The organism is Microcoleus sp. D3_18_C4, assembly GCF_036702355.1.
Taxonomy (GTDB): domain Bacteria; phylum Cyanobacteriota; class Cyanobacteriia; order Cyanobacteriales; family Microcoleaceae; genus Microcoleus.
The window spans coordinates 50644-66482 of the sequence record NZ_JAUBTF010000007.1; the positions used below are offsets into that span (position 1 = coordinate 50644).

A 15839-nucleotide genomic window follows, 5' to 3' on the forward strand; every position below is an offset into this window, starting at 1 on the left:
TCTCCGTTGAGCCAAACTCGTGATTGCAATCTATCCAGGCAGCTTTGACCCCATTACCTTCGGTCACGCAGACATTATCGAGCGGGGATCTAAACTATTCGATCGGGTAATTGTTACCGTAGTCAGAAACCCCAGCAAAACCCCTCTCTTCACCGTAGAGGAACGGATCGAGCAAATCCAGCGCTCTACTCAACACTTGCCAAATGTAGAAGTAGACAGTTTTGAGGGTTTGACAGTAAACTATGCTAAGATTCGACAAGCCAAAGTGCTGCTGCGGGGGCTCCGGGTATTAACAGATTTTGAAATGGAACTCCAGATGGCCCACACCAATAAAACCCTTCTGGGTGAAATTGAAACAGTTTTTTTGGCAACTTCTAACGAGTACAGCTTTTTAAGTAGTAGTGTAGTTAAAGAAATAGCCAAGTTTGGTGGCTCCGTAGATCATCTTGTTCCGAAACACGTCGCCCTAGATATTTACAAATGTTACGCCAGCAGGAACCAACTCGCATCGAACCCGACACTACCGGACGCGGCACTGAGAACGAATCACCTCAGAACACAGCCACCTTCGGAGACCCCACCCGAACCGCAGGAGTAGACATCCAGCGGGAATTGAACAGGCTTGAGGAAATTGTTCTCGACAGTCCGCGAATTCCCATGACCAGACGCACTCTGGTGGATGAAGAACAGTTGCTTGATCAGTTAGACTTGGTGAGGCTAAATTTGCCGATCGCCTTTCAGGAAGCCGAGACGATCATCCGGCACAAGGACGACTTGCTTCAAGAGGCGGAACTTTACGCTCAGGAAGTGATAGAAGCAGCAGAACAGAGAGCAGCAGAAATTTTAAACGATATGGGCTTGCTCCAGCAGGCGAAGATAGAGGCAGATCAGTTGCGACAGCAAGTTTTGCTCGACTGCGAGGCAATTCAGCAGGCCACGCTGGCGGAAGTCGAACAAATTCGCTACCAGGCTCAAGAGGAATTGGAAGAGATGAGAGTCAGGGCGATGGCTGAATGCGAGGAAATTCAAAACGGAGCCGATGATTATGCCGACCAAGTTCTCGATAATATCGAGCACAAGTTGAGCGATATGCTGCGCGTGATCCGCAACGGGCGCGATCAGTTGGATAGTGTTTCTGCGTCGCACATCCATCACAGCAACGGTTAGCCAACAGTGAACTCATTGCTTGAACATTTCTAAAAGTCTACCTAATTTAGGTAGATTTTTTTTCGCAATAGTCTCTATAGTCTTTATTCCTCAGTCCCCGCCGTCGGTGACTTATTTTTGCCGACATAAGTTTTGTGAAGATAGGAGCAAATATAAAATTTTATGCTAGAGTTTGGTGAAAACTCATCAGACAAAAAATTCCTAATTGGGTTCCAATTTTTACAATCTAATTTTTACCATGCAAAAAGTTTCTAATCGGTTCGCTGAATTTGATTTGATCCGAGCTTTAGCAATCGTCAGTGTGGTGATTACTCATGCTGGGTTCTTTACATTTCGTGACCGCAGAATTTTATTTGTGGCGATCGATACATTTCAACTATTTTGCGTACCTGCATTTTTACTGTTGAGCGGTTTTTTTCTCAGCAACAAACTGGAAAATCAAAATAATCCCGCACTGGTAGTCAAAAAAAGACTGTCAAAAATTATACCCCCTTATCTGTTTTGGTCAGTAGCTTTGTACATCTTAAATAATTTGGGAGAAATCCAAAAATTTGATTTCCTTTCATTACTCAGAGATATCTTGACGGGTTCAGTGATGCCTCCCTATTACTTCATCGTTGTGATTGTTCAATGCTACGGCTGGTGGTGGCTGCTAGTGAAATTCAGAGTTTTAGAACCCAGAAAAGTTTTGGCTTTGGGCTTGACAATTCAAACAATTTTTACAATATTCTTCTACTTAAGCGCTTTCCAATACATATCAATACCTCTACCTTTGATGGAGCGCTGGATTTTCAGTTGGATTTTGCCATTTTCAACAGGTCTATTTTTGGGCAGCTCCTATGACAGAATTCAACCCGTTCTCGAACGGATGAAAATGCCAATTTTAGGGGCAACAATCCTTTTTTATCTAGCTAGCATTTGGGAATTTTACCTAAAAAGTGGAGTTAATTCGGACGCATGGTTTCTCCGATCGTTTTTTAAACTATCTGCTCAAGGATACGCAATTTTCTTCGTATTGTCGATCCTCGCATTTTCTAAGAATATTGCACTTCCCAGTAGAGTGTCTGGGTTAGTCAAAATATTGGCTGCTTACTCATTCCCTATATATCTGCTGGATTCGACAGTAGTGAAATATGTCTTGTTACTGTTTTATAAGTTTATTGACCCGGTAAATCCGCTGCTGAAGCTCGGCTTTTTAGTTACGGGGACTTTGTTAGGTTGTTGGGCGATTATTTACCTGTTGCAGAAAGTTTTGCCGCCAAAATACAGCCAATACATTCTTGGAATTTAAGCGGATTTTGTGTTCAGCGGATGTCTTCATAAAACTGCTTGAGATCCCTTGGGGAAACGCCAAAACCCCACAAAAAACCAATCGAAAGATAGATCGCAATAGCTTTAAATTCGCCCCAAGCTGCAACTCGACGGTCGCTACTTTCCACTACCCGATTGACTAACTTAAGTCTCCCCCGTCGCACTAACCTCAAACACAAATCCGCTTCCTCCATAATTGGCAGCGCGGCATCGAAACCAGCGCATTCCCAAAAATCGGTACGGCGGCAAAAAATAACTTGGTCGCCAAACAGCAGGCGCAATCCTTTGAAAAATAAATGAGGTCGAAATAACAGCGGCGCGTAATAAGTTTTCAGGTAATTGTGAAGAGAAAAACCCCATCTTGTTTGCTGCGAACCAGCCATCAGGGAGATAAACCCGCCGCCGGCAATTTCGGCATCGGACAATGTTTTCTGGATGACTGCTACAATGTCGTCGGGAACTAAAGTATCGGCGTGGAGAAAGCACAGAATTTCACCGGTGGCGACTTGAGCACCTAAGTTCATTTGCAGGGATCGTCCGGCTATACTGCTAGAAATAACGCGGATGCCGGCAGAAAGTGCGATCGACGCTGTTTCGTCTTGACTGCCACCGTCTACCACCAACACTTCCCAAGCGGGAGGATTAAGAATGCTGAGTTGGCGGAGGGTGCGTTCCAGACAAGTCGCTTCGTTGAGGGCTGGGATGATAATAGAAACGCGATCCATCTGGTTGAAATTTATGCCAAAGATATTATAATAAACAACTGTGGCGATTCACAACTCACGAGAAAATAAAACTTACGCGCACAGATTCAAAAACCCGTGTCTGCCTGTGAACTCGTCACGAAACATCCGATTTTCTACAGAAATTGGTTTTTTTGGCGTCATTCCTATAAAATCACGCAAAAGTGCAATCGCCATCTATATTTTCCACTAATCAGGACAGAGAAAATCGTGCAGAAAACAGAAGTAAAAAATGATTTAGAATTTTATGAGGAAAATGCCGATAATTGGTGGGACGAAAATGCTAAAATTTATGCCTTATACCATCTAAATAAACCCAGATTTGAGTTTTTCGACAGACACGCGACTACTTGGCAAGGGCTGAAAACCTTAGATGTCGGGTGCGGCGGCGGCTTTTCTTGCGAGTTTATGGCCCAGAGAGGTGCTATTGTTTCTGGAATAGATCGATCGGACAAATGTATTGTAGCAGCTCAAAATCACGCAGTTACCAGCGGTTATGAGATTGACTACAAGCAAGGTTTTGCCGAAAATATGCCCTACGACGACAATACCTTTGATGTTGTAATCTGCGTGGATGTTTTGGAACACGTGGCCGATTACAAAAAAGTTGTGTCTGAGGTTCACAGAATTCTCAAGCCTGGGGGACTGTTCTTTTTTGATACAATCAACCGCACTTTTTCCTCGCAAGTTGTGATGATTGGGCTGATGGAAAATATTTTGCAGGAAATTAGGCGGGGCGTTCACGATTGGGAGAAGTTTATTACCCCCGAGGAACTATCTGTGGTAATGCAGGATATTGGTTTTGGCTATATTGAAATTAAAGGTTTTGATATGTTTGGAGAAATGGGCGCTATGTTAGCCGCAATGTACGGGTTTTGGGAAGATTTTACACGCGGCAAGCAGGTGTTTTCTTCGGCGGGTATTTTTAAACAAGTCTCTCAAACTCTAACATCTAATTTCGCTAACTATATAGATTACAAAAAATCAGGGTTGTTTAAAATCCAAATTAATGAGGATAAGTCGATTATGTATGTTGGGGTTGGGGCAAAGAAGTAGTGTGTTGACTGTTGACTGTTGGCTGTTGACTGTTGGCGGTGGGCTGTTTGTTAACTGTTGACTGATGTAGAACTTACGGATAAAGACTAAAGAAACCGGGTTTTTCATTAGTGTCAAAAGCCGGGATGCAATATTTTCGTCCATCAAACCCAGTTTCTGCGTAAGTCCTATGATGACTGATGAGTGTTTTAATAATTAACTGAGAACTATTAGCAAGTATTTGGCGGTGAACCGAATCGCCAATCGCAGTTTTTTTGACCCAAATGACCGCCCCGTCTCAATTGACGGGTACAACCGCTGCTTTTAAACCCAGATACACAGCCCACTGCAACAAAACTTAATGTTGGGCTATTAACAATTTATCTAGATTGCATGGTAGCTTATTGAATATTAATTGCAATAACTGCCAGAAGTTAACAGTACCTGGAGGTCAATCACCGTGACAGCAGCAATAGTTTCCGCGTCAGCCTCGCCAATCAGCGACGGACAACCAGCCGACAGCCAAAAACTGATGAGTTTGGGTAAAAATTCCGAAATACCTGACCTCGATAACTTTAAAGATGTAACCATCACCGTCTTAGAAGGAGTGGGAACTCTCACGGTGTGCAATCAAAAAGTCACTTTAACACCGGGAGTATTTGTGTTTGTACCCGCGGGCATCCCGCGCAGTCTAAAAGTACAAACCACGCTGAATTTGTTACTAATTGACTGCGAACCAGACCCCGATTTGAGTGAGTCAGCTTGGTTAATGAATTTTCAACTTTAAGCAGATGAAAAAACAGTGTCCTTGCTGCCTTGACTCCCTAATTTCTCAGGTTCGCCACAACCGTGTCTACTGTTTTTGTCTGAATTGCAGGCAGGAAATGCCAAATCCTGACTCAAAAAAAACAACCCTCAAGCACTATCAAATTTCACCTTCGGAGTAACAATGTCGAAATCAATTGGTATTTTCTACGGAACTACAACTGGGAAAACTGAGTCGGTAGCTGAAATGATCCGAGATGAATTTGGTGGCGATATCGTGACCTTGCACGATATCGGCAGCGTTGAAAATGATGATTTTGCGGAATACGAATCTCTGATTATCGCTTGTCCGACTTGGAATATCGGCGAACTGCAAAGCGACTGGCAAGGCTTTTGGCCTGAACTTGATGATATTGATTTTAGTGGCAAAAAAGTAGCTTATGTGGGAACTGGCGACCAAGAAGGCTACCCGGATAATTTTATGGATGCAATGGGGATTTTGGCTGAAAAGATTTCTGAACAGGGCGGTGAAACAGTTGGTTATTGGCCGATAGATGGCTATGATTTTAATGAGTCTAAAGCTGTAGTTGATGGCAAGTTTTTGGGTCTTGCTATTGATGAAGACAACCAATCCGATCTGACGGAATCGCGCATCAAATCTTGGGTATCTCAACTCAAGAGAGAATTTAGCTTGTAGACTTCACGGTAGGGCGGGTTTGGCAATTAGATGATGTGCGAAAATCAAATTACGCACTCAACGCGCCCCCAAAATTTAGCAAATACAGCGGTTCTCAAAAAAGTGAGGTATGCCCTATGCCCTATAGTACCTCATATTTGTGAGAAAGGCTATAAATTATAATTGTGAATAACTCGATATCCAACTTAAAATAAATGAAGTTTAGTTCAAATGACGTACTTTGGTTAAGTGTAAGCCCGAGTTTGCAATTCTTCGATCGATCGCTGCTTTCCTACTTAAATGATTCTGTACCAGTGCAGATATGGGAATACCAACAAACTCAAGACGAAGCTTGTTCTTTAGATATGGCTGTTGAACTTTTGCACGATTTTTTAACATTGCGCGACCGCCCAATTCATCTCATTGGCCACAGTACCAGCGGATTAGTTGGTTTAATGTATGCGCGCCGCTATCCTCACAAAGTACGTTCTTTGGGACTTTTATCTGTGGGTTTGCCATCTGCTATTAATTGGCAAGCACATTACTATACGTATCTTTCAGCTTTTCCCCGGAGTCGCAAACAAGTTTTGAATCAAATAGTAGGCGATATGCTGGGATGCCAAAATCAAATTATTAATCAAAAATTTATATCATATTTTGAGGATGACTTAGCCTGTTCTCCTTGTCCTCACTCCTTATTTAGGATTAGTAATTCCCACGATGAAGGTGTAGAAGTACCTTTGTTAATATGCAGCAGCAAAACAGATTTTCTGGTATCTCCTGTTGTCATGCGTCGCTGGTCGAAATTTCTTAAAAAAGGCGATAGGCTTTGGGAATGTCAAGACGGTAGACATTTCTTTCACCACTTCTATCCAGAACAAGTGGGCGAAAAAATCCTGAACTTTTGGCTATCTGTACACAGCCACCAAGCAATTTTAAATTTTAAGTTTTAGGTGAAGCTTGCTATTCGTTGTTCAATTTACCGAAACTTAATGTGGCAAATACTAGATTAATTTCCGTAATTCCTGGCAATTTTTGCATACAGGCTTCGACTTTTTTGGCGCAGTTGTCACCGTCCATGCTGCCAATTTTATTTGCTAGGATTTTGAGCTATGGAGTTTGAGTTATCCTCAGTCTCTTTTTAAGATTTTAGAATAATTGTAAAAAATATTTAAAATATATTCAGATGTTTGAGTAAATGGTAGGCTAATTTTATTGGATTTGTCAATTAGTTTTTGTGAATAAACTGCAGAGACGGTCTTAACGCAGAGGAAGGTAAGGGTAGATTAAACAGGAATTATTGACAACGATTATAAAATATTTTAACATCTGGTTAACAAGCTCAGCCTTAGACGGGGCTGAAGGATACTGAGTATCGATCGAATTTTAATGACTCGCCCGAACTCCTAAAATAGCGATCGAGCAAGCATATATACTTAAATGTTAGGGCGGACAGAGTGGCATCGCCCCTACCGATTCACAATTTATCAAGAATTATGCCAGCAAGTTTTCTGCCAAAATCGATCGCACAACTTACAGAATCTACCTCAATTGCCTTAGCCCAAAGCATTCAACAAGCAGCAATTACAACTCCCCTATCTTCTGGACCAATTGCCACAACCTATGTGCGCCAAGGCAGTGGCAACACACCAATTTTGCTAATTCACGGCTTCGACAGTTCCTTGTTTGAATTCCGCCGCCTGTTGCCGCTGCTAGCTGCCGAAAATGAAACTTGGGCGGTTGATTTGTTGGGTTTCGGGTTTACAGAAAGAGCGGCAGGTTTGGCATTCAGCGCGAGGGCAATTGAAAGTCACCTTTACTATTTTTGGAAAACGCTAATTTCGCAGCCTGTAATCTTAGTCGGTGCTTCAATGGGAGGTGCAGCAGCAATTGATTTCACTCTCAATTATCCAGAAGCTGTAAAACAATTAGTGTTAATAGATAGCGCAGGTTTTGCCATCAGTTCTAATAAGGGAAAGTTTTTAATTCCTCCTTTAGGGTATCTGGCAACTTCATTTTTACGCAATCCCAAAATTCGCCAGCGAATTAGCGTCAATGCTTATTTCGATAAAAATTTGGCTTCTCAAGACGCTCAAACTTGTGCTGCTTTGCACTTGGAAATGCCCAACTGGAATCAAGCTTTAATTGCGTTTACCAAAAGCGGCGGTTACGGAGGTTTTGGGGAAAAATTATCGCAAATTCAGCAGCAAACGCTGATTTTGTGGGGAAAACAAGACCGGATTTTGGGGACGGCCGATGCGGAAAAGTTTGCCAGGGCGATCGCAAATTCTCAACTAATTTGGATACCCGACTGCGGGCACGTTCCCCACTTAGAAAAGCCACAGATTACCGCGCAACATATTTTAGAATTCATCACAAAAAGCGGACTCACGCAAAAAAATTAAACCTAGGGTGCGCTGCGGCGCACCTTATATATATGTTATATATATGTTTTCCCTTGGATATTTGGTATAGTTTGAGGTCAAATAGACAGGTTTCAAACTTTCGGCAAATACTTTTGTACGATCGTCCATCCTGTGAGCAACACAGTCACAAATCCCCCAAACAAGGCCAAATTAGTGCCGATGTGGAGGGGGCGGGCCCAAGGATGTTTAGGGCCAATTTGCAGCCCGCTTCCAACAGAAACCAACACCAAAGCCACAACAGCTAACCCCGCCGGTAAATGAGCCGAGTGACCCAAATTGCCGTAGTATCCTAGCGTACCGACTACACCAATTCCCAGCAGTAAAATTACCAAAGTCGCCATCCCCGCACCAGTGGCTAAATGAAAGGGACGCAGCCATTTTGGGCGCGGTTGTTTGGTACTCCTAGCGGCAAACATCCATGTTCCAGTAACGGCCAGCAACAGGTAAGCCAACAGGGAAACACCCATTGACCAAGCCGCTATTTTCCACAACCACAAGAAAGAAGGCAGATTCATCGGTTGCATCCCTAATTAGGATTTTCCACAAAAGGTTTCTTTCCGATTTTACCTGGACTTGAAAGCAAAAATGAATTATTTTGAGAGAAAGTGCGATGTGCGATCGGACTATCCACAGATTGCATCAGTCTTACCTTAAAGTCAAACCCACTTTCTCCGATACTCAGCTTAATTTATGCTAGAGATTGGTCGCTCACCTTTTTAGGAGCCACCTTTCCATTCTAGCTGGCTGGTTTTGCTCTCCATGAAAGGCATTTTATAAAACCCTAATTTCTGTTCTAAGATTAATCGGAAAAAAGGCAGACCTTCAATCAAATATCTTTTCCACAACCTTCTCGGTTCACTTAACAGTCGGTACGCCCATTCTATGCCGACTTCGCTCATCCATTTGGGAGCTCTGGCTTTGCAACCAGCTTCAAAATCAATGGTTGCACCTACGGCTAAGAAAATTTTGACGTGTGTTAATTTGCTCCTGTATTTAACCAGCCACTTCTCTTGCTTGGGCGCTCCCACTCCTATAGCGAGAACAGTCGCTCCTGATTTATTAATCGCGTCAATTATTGTTTCACATTCTTCATCGTTTTTTTCAAAGCCAAAAGAAGGAGAAAGTGCTTCAACCACTATTTCTCTACCAATTTTTTGGTTAATTTTTTCCTGGGCTTGCCTAGCAATACCTTCAGCAGCTCCTAGCAAAAATATTTTAATCTTCTCGTTATCTTTGTGATACATATAAAAGGCAGGAAACAAATCCGAACCTGAAATTTTTTCTTTGAGAGGAGTACCCAAAAACTTCGAGGCATACATCAATATTTGACTGTCGCAGACTCTATAACTAGATTTATTGTAAGCTTCATAGAAGTCGCGGTCATACTGCAACTTAATCAAGTGGTCTACATTTGGCGTAAATACAACACCGCCTTCGGAGTCGAGTTTTTCAAACAACTCTTTTATTGAGAAGTTATCTATCGAGACATTCAATAAATTAACTGTTTTCATTTATTATTCCCTTCCTGCTTTATATTAAACTACAACTCAAACTATTATAACCCACAATACAGTTTCGTGTTTTCACTGCTTGGGCCCTTCAGTGAACATACTTTTCTCAGTATATCCTCCTAGACCCTACCTGTCTAGTCAGGATTTTTAAAGATTATGTAAAGAATCAGCTCGTTTTAGAAAAAGTGTATAAAGCCAATTTTGAAGTTTATAATTCGCAACACAGTTTCAAGTAAAAAGCCATCCAGTGCTAATACTTGTTGAAGCATTGCATATGAATGTAAAAAAAAAGAGTTTATGAGATTAAAAGTTTAACCTAGTGAAAAATATCTGGCAACTTCCGAACTGGATTTCATCCAAAAGTGGTAGATTTTTTAGTTTTTGTCTCCAGAGAAGGCAACCTAGTGTCAAGCTTGTAGTGAAGCAGCGATCGCCTTCAGGAAAATCATCCGGATTTTTGGTGAACCAGCGCCTGTCTTCTTGGTGGCGAACTGGTTTTCTTTGCCTTAAGACTTTCTGGAGCTTTTAAGACGAGACCCGATATTCCTCCAGCAATCAGCGCAAAAATCGGGTTAGTCATAGCATTCAAAACACAGTCAAACACGTACATACTTAAGGCTACTCCCAGGGCGGCAGCAGGGGCTACTTTGGGATTAGACCAGGTTCTGGCGGGATATTTGAACAAGCAAAAGACGATAACAGGAAGTAACATTGAAGAAAATAAACTAACTAAACCGACTGCACCGTTGATGCCAAATGCAATAATCCATAAGCTGTCGGTGACCGAGATATCATCACCGTACTCGTTATACACGCGGTTTCCGCCGGAATCTCCCCAGCCAAACATAAATCTTTGCCGCGCCTTTTCCCCCAATATCTCTTCATTGTCAAATCTAAACTTCAAAGAGGCGGCTCGTTCTTCGCCAAATATTTGAGTAATGAATGCAACCACGTCTTGGCTCGAAAATTGACCCGATGCAGCTATGTACAGATAAAACACTATATATCCAATTATCAAGAGCAAGGGCAAAGAGGTGCGAAAAATCTTGGCAGAGAATAATACGAGCAACGCCATTCCAAATAAACTGTAGGCGCCAGTAGAACGGCACAGGAAAAAAGCGATAGTTAATATAATTGCTAAAGTCTTGATGTTACGGCCCATAAACTTTTTGAGCGTCCCAGTTTGCCACAGCCAAACAGCAATTAAGGCGGCTGTCATCATCCACAGGCCCACCATCAAACCGTGCTGCATAAACACTACTGGTCTCCACCCCCCCAAACGCCTTGCTTGACCCCAGTCCTCAAAGGCATTGACGCCGTAAATCATTTGGTGCAGAATTGGGCCCCTAACCCCTTCAATTAAAGTAAAAGGAATGTAGGCTAACCCACCTGCAAAAATCCCGATCGCCAATTGTCGCAGCCCGTCTAAACTACCCACATACAAGCGTCCTAAAAAATAAGGCAGACCCCAAGTAACGATTTGGTTGATAGTCGGAGAAATCGGGCTGCCACCATTACTAACTTGTGAAATAATTGGACACAAACAGTAAATTACCATTGGCACGTCCAGCCAACCGGGCTTAAAAGAGGTGAGGCGCGCAGTATCGTAGATCAGAGTCCCCAGCAAAATCCCGTAGCAAGCTGCAGAGATTTTGGTATACGGTGGCAATGAGGGGATGGGATAAGAAGCTTGCGGTAAAAAAAGCCACGCTGCTACAAAACTTATAATTACCGCCCGCTGAGCCGGAAACCTCACAAACAGGTAACAAACGACTGGAATAAAGCCGAACATAGCCAGTGGGATTAATGCAACCATAGGTCTTTTTTGGCAGTAAAATTGTAGAAAGAAAACTCAAATTGCCCGATAAAAATTCTCGATTAAACGATCGCCCAACCCCACTCTTTTAAATCAACCTCAATTTTACATCTTGTTCGTTAATTGTGCCTGACGTTCCAAAGCAGTGTACAGTGCCGCCTCGAAGAGATTAGTTGCATCCTCCCAAGTATAATTTATTACCGTCTCCAAAGCTGCCTCGGACATTGCGCGCCATTCGGCATCAGGCAACTGACAAATCTGCTCGATCGCTTTTGCCATATCCTCTGGGTCTTCTGGCTTGACAAGTATGCCACCCCCGCCAGCAAGTAGTTCCGGAGCCGCACCAGCAGGAGTGCCGATCACTGGAGTGCCACAAGCCATAGCTTCTAAAATTGGCAAGCCGAAGCCTTCGGATCTGCTGGAAAACAGCCAAGCATCGCATTTGCTGTAAAATTCTTTTAGTTGGTCTTGAGTAGGTTCCTTATTATACTCAGTATCCTCTGGCACCAAATGGGGAAGAGGACTATCGTCGCCGGAACTAAATGCAACTAAACGAAGGTTAGGAATTTTTTTAGCAGCTATAGACAAAGCTTTCAGGGCAATATCGCAGCCTTTCCAAGGAGTTGTAGTATAGTACATCCCGACTGTAGGAACTAATTGCTTGCCTCGCGGCTGCTTCGCTCGCGACTGGGGGTCGTAAAACTGTTTGGTGTCCACCGTAGGAGGGACGAGAGATACAGACAAATCGCCGTATTCATTCCGAGCTATGTCGGCCAGCCACTGGGCCACAGCGATTTTGTGCATCGGCAGCCGCCAAGTTGCCTCTACTCGACCTTTTGGTACGTAGTCAAAAGCCTCATAATGTTGGAGAAAATATACTTTCGCTCCTTTGCTGGGAGAGAGTTTTGCCACCCACTCGGCAGTTTCCCACCAAGTAGCCATGATAATATCGGCATCAGGTACGTCCAGGTCGGTAATTGGACGGTTGGTTTCGAGAACTCGACTTTCCACATCCACTTTGTCAAAGTGAGACTTTTGTGTATTGGAAGCGGACAGCCAACCCCTACCCCTCAGCAGTGATCGCAATTGTTGGAGCAAAGTTGGTTGCGGCACGGGCATAGACACGATAAATATTTTGTGTCCTCGCTTTTGCAGCAGTTCTGTGTAGATAGATAACACCCTCATACCACCTGTAAGGCTCAGGGTAGGAAGGACAAAAGTAATTTTCATGAATAGATGCTGAAGATTGATACTGGTTAAAACTCCTCCATAACAGCAAGTTCGCACTTACCAGCCTATTTTTGGCTGTTCTGCGGGGTGCGGATCTCTGCAGGAGGCGATCGTAACTCGATAGTCGAGCCGATCTTAACTTTGTCGTCAGGGACTTTTCCCAATTACAAATCGGGAGATGTTTGATGACAAGACAAGTTTAACCGGTAACGGAGCCAGCCTTAAAACCTCCGTTGCCCTCTAGTTAAGATTTTGGCAGATCAATTTATAACCTGTATTCCGTCGTCGCTGCGGTCAGAATTCGTGTCGAGACTGCTGCGTAGAAAACAGGACACAGGCGATTTTATTTGTAGCAGAAGCACCCCACCAAACGATATTGAGTTTCTCCCCAGAATCCGGCGCCGAAAACGCCCGTAGCGCCGAATTTCAAATGGCAGCGCGGCACTTAGCATTCAACCAGAATTTTTTTGTCCGCATAGTAGGGAGAAAAGCAATCTATGTTAACCTTGCGGTTTTTAGATTTGTCTACAGCAACTTCCAATGCCGCTTCAAAATGATCCGTGGCATCTTCCCAAGTATAATTGTTTACCTTGGCATAGGCGGCTTCAGACATGGCTTGCCACTTGGAATTTGGCAACTGACAGATAGACTCTATGGCTTTTGCCATTTCTTGGGGATCTTCTGGTCTTACAAGTATGCCAGTACCGCCGCTCAAAATTTCAGGAGCAGCACCTGCTGGGGTACTGATGACGGGAGTGCGGCACGCCATCGCTTCGATAATCGGCAAGCCGAAGCCTTCTGATCGGCTCGCCAGCAGCCATGCATCGCATTTGCTGTAATAGTCTTTGATTTTGTCTTGGTCGGGTTGAATTACATACTCGGCATTGGCCGGTAGGGGCAATTCCGAGGATGGGGCATCTACACCGAAGGCAACCAGACGCAAGTTGGGGATCTTTTCTGCTGCTATGGAAAAAGCTTTGAGGGCGATGTCGGTTCCTTTCCAGTAGATTGTAGAGTACATTAGGCCCACTGTAGGAGCCGATTGTTTGTTGCGAGGACAGGCGTAAAATTGTTTGGTGTCCACGCTAGGAGGAGCTAAGGAAACTTGGTCATCGCCATATTTAGTCCGAGCTAGCTCAACTAACCACTCAGAGATCGTAATTTTGTGCATGGGCAGCATCCAAGTTGCTTCTACTCTTCCTTGAGGTAGATAGTCAAAAATTTCGTGGTGCTGGATAAAATAAGCTTTTGCTCCTTTGCTAGGAGAGAGTTTGGCTACCCACTCGGCGGTTTCCCACCAGGTGGCAACTACTACGTCAGCGTCAGGTACATCTTTGTCTTCTACGGGGCGGTAGCGATCAGTAATTTTGTTTTCTACACCTAAGTTATCGAAAAATGAGGGTTCATTTTCAGGTCGGGAAATCCAACCCCCTCCTCGCAGCAGCGACTTGACTTGCTGGCGCATACTCGGCTGGGGAGTGGGTACAGAGATGACGAACACGGAGTGTCCTCGCTTTCTCAAAAGTTCTGCGAAAATAGATATTACTCGTATTCCACCAGTCAGAGACAGAGTAGGAAGAACAAAGGTGATTTTCATTTTTAAGTCCCGCTGACGACTTTAACTCGCTCTCGGCGCTGCTAGCAGCGCTGATATTAGAGCCCAAAAGGAAAGAGGGGCGGGTGAATATTAATTACCGCTTTCCTGGTGTTTACATAGAATCCAACTGATCGACTGTTCGCAACACCCCAACATCTATCTGCCAAAATATCACTGTCATTGCATTGATGATAAGGATTGATTTGATCGCGAAACAGTTCCTAGAGGGATAATTTTCAGGTCAGCGAAAGTTCCTCCTGAAGATAGATTCCTCATCAAATAGGAGCTTTGTTCGCGACAAACACCAAGCTAGACAACACGCTCTGTTAAAGATAACATCATTTACGATCAAACAGATAGAGATGTACGGGAAACCGAATATCAGCAAACTTTTAATGTGAGGGATAAAGGTAGCATTAACAACAATATGCAGTAGACAGACATCGCCTTTGGCAAAATTTTATACTCGATTCAAGAGGGGAATTCTTACCTTGAGAATGTTGATTGCCTCATTGAACCAACAGAGCTAAATACCAATCATTGGTTGTGGTTTTTGGGTAACTGTGCTGTCGGTATTGCTTGATACAATATCCTATTTGGTCAAGATTCAGAGATGGTGGTTTTCTCAGATACCAGCAGGGGCGCGATCGCGCGAATCACCGTTGTGAACGCGCGAATGAGGGGAGAAAGCCTGTTTTTCAAGCGATATCCCTCGCCCTCACTTGTCGTATGTTCCTGAAAAAACCTGGTTGAGGCGTCCACTGTTTGAAAAAATAGGTTTCCCAATCGTGCTACAGAAGATAGAGTTTCACCCATATAAATTTAATTAGCTGCCTGAGTTTTAAATTTGTTAATAAAAGGCGCTCGCATGAAAAAGTTCCCAAAAGAGACTGCCACTTCGGGGCAAAGTATATGTAGCGTCCCTGCCCAAGTTCTGTATAAGTAATTACCGTAAAAAACTTCCTAAACAAAATATTAGATTATCCTAGAAAGATCAAAGGAATACTCAAGGTTGATCCGCCTATATCGTGCCAACCTTGACTCCTAAGCAGTAGCAGCAACTTCGTGGTATGTATCAAGCGATTTCGCGTACAAAAAATTTCATGTTATGAAAGGATCATTTTTCCTAAGTTTGCAATTCCAGATGACAATCGGTGTGCTGTTGGGGCCCGGCCGCCGATGATTGTAGCGATATGTTGGCCAGTTTTCAAGCAGCTAAAATTATGCGATCGCCAGCAAAACCTAACCTAGAATTAAAAGCAGATGCCTTAACGAAAAGCATCTTCCGGTGGGAAGATATGAACGGTCGATTATTGCACAGCATCAGTCAAGAGCTCAGTACAATCAGCATCAATGCCAGCAAACACTTGTCGCTGCTAGTTGGCATCAACGGCAGCTATAGCCACATATACCTTGCCGAATCTTAAAATTGGTCAGGGTACATTATCGCCCGCGGCAGTGGCACGCCGCCCGGATGATGGGGGGAGAGATTAATCTGGAGAGTGAGTTGGGCAAAAAGTCAATTTTTACTGTAGAAGGGCCTGCGATTGTCGCTGAAAAAG

General features: G+C 43.6%; 16 protein-coding genes. 9 read left to right on the forward strand and 7 right to left on the reverse strand.

What is annotated here, in order from left to right; all coding sequences use genetic code 11:
• The first annotated feature begins 19 nt into the window (after window positions 1-19).
• The 3 genes from coaD to QUA90_RS05310 all read left to right on the forward strand — a co-directional run bounded on the left by coaD (window position 20) and on the right by QUA90_RS05310 (window position 2458).
• The gene (gene coaD, locus QUA90_RS05300) at window positions 20-598 is read left to right on the forward strand and encodes a pantetheine-phosphate adenylyltransferase (protein ID WP_333081908.1); all 579 of its coding nucleotides are present in this window, start codon (window positions 20-22) and stop codon (window positions 596-598) included.
• Window positions 481-1167: a DivIVA domain-containing protein gene (locus QUA90_RS05305; RefSeq protein WP_333081909.1), complete on the forward strand. Its 687-nt coding sequence runs from the start codon at window positions 481-483 to the stop codon at window positions 1165-1167. Before coaD ends, QUA90_RS05305 begins: the two co-directional genes overlap by 118 nt.
• 238 nt (window positions 1168-1405) lie before the next feature.
• A complete protein-coding gene (locus QUA90_RS05310; protein WP_333444198.1) occupies window positions 1406-2458 on the forward strand; it encodes an acyltransferase in 1053 nt (350 codons plus the stop codon).
• Between the two features lie 13 nt (window positions 2459-2471).
• On the opposite strand, the gene QUA90_RS05315 is transcribed toward QUA90_RS05310, so the two are convergent.
• Complete coding sequence (locus QUA90_RS05315) at window positions 2472-3203, reverse strand: TIGR04283 family arsenosugar biosynthesis glycosyltransferase (RefSeq protein ID WP_333444200.1); 732 nt, start codon at window positions 3201-3203, stop codon at window positions 2472-2474.
• Between the two features lie 228 nt (window positions 3204-3431).
• Here QUA90_RS05315 and ubiG point away from each other — a divergent pair, with 228 nt between their 5' ends.
• The 5 genes from ubiG to QUA90_RS05340 all read left to right on the forward strand — a co-directional run bounded on the left by ubiG (window position 3432) and on the right by QUA90_RS05340 (window position 8102).
• Window positions 3432-4277, forward strand: coding sequence for a bifunctional 2-polyprenyl-6-hydroxyphenol methylase/3-demethylubiquinol 3-O-methyltransferase UbiG (ubiG, locus tag QUA90_RS05320; RefSeq protein ID WP_333444202.1), 846 nt, complete (start codon window positions 3432-3434; stop codon window positions 4275-4277).
• A 439-nt stretch (window positions 4278-4716) separates the two neighbouring features.
• On the forward strand, window positions 4717-5043 hold the full coding sequence (locus QUA90_RS05325) for a cupin domain-containing protein (RefSeq protein ID WP_333328947.1): 327 nt from the start codon (window positions 4717-4719) through the stop codon (window positions 5041-5043).
• Between the two features lie 162 nt (window positions 5044-5205).
• Window positions 5206-5718 carry a flavodoxin FldA gene (fldA, locus tag QUA90_RS05330; RefSeq protein WP_333444204.1) on the forward strand — a complete coding sequence of 171 codons (513 nt, stop codon included), beginning with the start codon at window positions 5206-5208 and terminating at the stop codon, window positions 5716-5718.
• 194 nt (window positions 5719-5912) lie between these two features.
• Window positions 5913-6650 carry an alpha/beta hydrolase gene (locus QUA90_RS05335; protein WP_333444206.1) on the forward strand — a complete coding sequence of 246 codons (738 nt, stop codon included), beginning with the start codon at window positions 5913-5915 and terminating at the stop codon, window positions 6648-6650.
• Window positions 6651-7193: 543 nt separating this feature from the next.
• Window positions 7194-8102: an alpha/beta hydrolase gene (locus QUA90_RS05340; RefSeq protein ID WP_333444208.1), complete on the forward strand. Its 909-nt coding sequence runs from the start codon at window positions 7194-7196 to the stop codon at window positions 8100-8102.
• A gap of 92 nt (window positions 8103-8194) precedes the next feature.
• Here the strand turns inward: QUA90_RS05340 and QUA90_RS05345 are convergent, their stop codons facing one another.
• From QUA90_RS05345 to QUA90_RS05370, 6 genes are all read right to left on the reverse strand, one after another.
• Window positions 8195-8638: a DUF4079 domain-containing protein gene (locus QUA90_RS05345; protein ID WP_333067855.1), complete on the reverse strand. Its 444-nt coding sequence runs from the start codon at window positions 8636-8638 to the stop codon at window positions 8195-8197.
• 201 nt (window positions 8639-8839) lie between these two features.
• Entirely contained in the window at window positions 8840-9634 is a 795-nt protein-coding gene (locus QUA90_RS05350; RefSeq protein ID WP_333444210.1) for a WecB/TagA/CpsF family glycosyltransferase, read from the reverse strand.
• A gap of 445 nt (window positions 9635-10079) precedes the next feature.
• Entirely contained in the window at window positions 10080-11450 is a 1371-nt protein-coding gene (locus QUA90_RS05355) for an O-antigen ligase domain-containing protein (RefSeq protein ID WP_333444212.1), read from the reverse strand.
• 105 nt (window positions 11451-11555) lie between these two features.
• Window positions 11556-12680, reverse strand: a complete 1125-nt coding sequence (locus QUA90_RS05360; RefSeq protein WP_333444214.1) for a glycosyltransferase family 4 protein — start codon at window positions 12678-12680, stop codon at window positions 11556-11558.
• Between the two features lie 445 nt (window positions 12681-13125).
• Window positions 13126-14277 (reverse strand): glycosyltransferase family 4 protein, encoded by a 1152-nt coding sequence (locus QUA90_RS05365; protein WP_333444216.1) that lies wholly within the window; start codon window positions 14275-14277, stop codon window positions 13126-13128.
• A gap of 600 nt (window positions 14278-14877) precedes the next feature.
• Window positions 14878-15093, reverse strand: a complete 216-nt coding sequence (locus tag QUA90_RS05370) for a hypothetical protein (RefSeq protein ID WP_333444218.1) — start codon at window positions 15091-15093, stop codon at window positions 14878-14880.
• Between the two features lie 377 nt (window positions 15094-15470).
• Between QUA90_RS05370 and QUA90_RS05375 the strand changes: the two genes are divergently transcribed.
• Window positions 15471-15704 carry a hypothetical protein gene (locus tag QUA90_RS05375; protein ID WP_333444221.1) on the forward strand — a complete coding sequence of 78 codons (234 nt, stop codon included), beginning with the start codon at window positions 15471-15473 and terminating at the stop codon, window positions 15702-15704.
• Window positions 15705-15839 lie beyond the last annotated feature (135 nt).

Coding starts and splice junctions, on each gene's coding strand:
- fldA (WP_333444204.1), top strand. CDS start 5,206: ATGTCGAAATCAATTGGTATTTTCTACGGAACTACAACTGGGAAAACT.
- QUA90_RS05310 (WP_333444198.1), top strand. CDS start 1,406: ATGCAAAAAGTTTCTAATCGGTTCGCTGAATTTGATTTGATCCGAGCT.
- QUA90_RS05345 (WP_333067855.1), bottom strand. CDS start 8,638: ATGAATCTGCCTTCTTTCTTGTGGTTGTGGAAAATAGCGGCTTGGTCA.
- QUA90_RS05365 (WP_333444216.1), bottom strand. CDS start 14,277: ATGAAAATCACCTTTGTTCTTCCTACTCTGTCTCTGACTGGTGGAATA.
- QUA90_RS05355 (WP_333444212.1), bottom strand. CDS start 11,450: ATGGTTGCATTAATCCCACTGGCTATGTTCGGCTTTATTCCAGTCGTT.
- QUA90_RS05305 (WP_333081909.1), top strand. CDS start 481: ATGTTACGCCAGCAGGAACCAACTCGCATCGAACCCGACACTACCGGA.
- QUA90_RS05315 (WP_333444200.1), bottom strand. CDS start 3,203: ATGGATCGCGTTTCTATTATCATCCCAGCCCTCAACGAAGCGACTTGT.
- QUA90_RS05375 (WP_333444221.1), top strand. CDS start 15,471: ATGTTGGCCAGTTTTCAAGCAGCTAAAATTATGCGATCGCCAGCAAAA.
- QUA90_RS05370 (WP_333444218.1), bottom strand. CDS start 15,093: ATGGGTGAAACTCTATCTTCTGTAGCACGATTGGGAAACCTATTTTTT.
- QUA90_RS05350 (WP_333444210.1), bottom strand. CDS start 9,634: ATGAAAACAGTTAATTTATTGAATGTCTCGATAGATAACTTCTCAATA.
- QUA90_RS05340 (WP_333444208.1), top strand. CDS start 7,194: ATGCCAGCAAGTTTTCTGCCAAAATCGATCGCACAACTTACAGAATCT.
- QUA90_RS05360 (WP_333444214.1), bottom strand. CDS start 12,680: ATGAAAATTACTTTTGTCCTTCCTACCCTGAGCCTTACAGGTGGTATG.
- QUA90_RS05335 (WP_333444206.1), top strand. CDS start 5,913: ATGAAGTTTAGTTCAAATGACGTACTTTGGTTAAGTGTAAGCCCGAGT.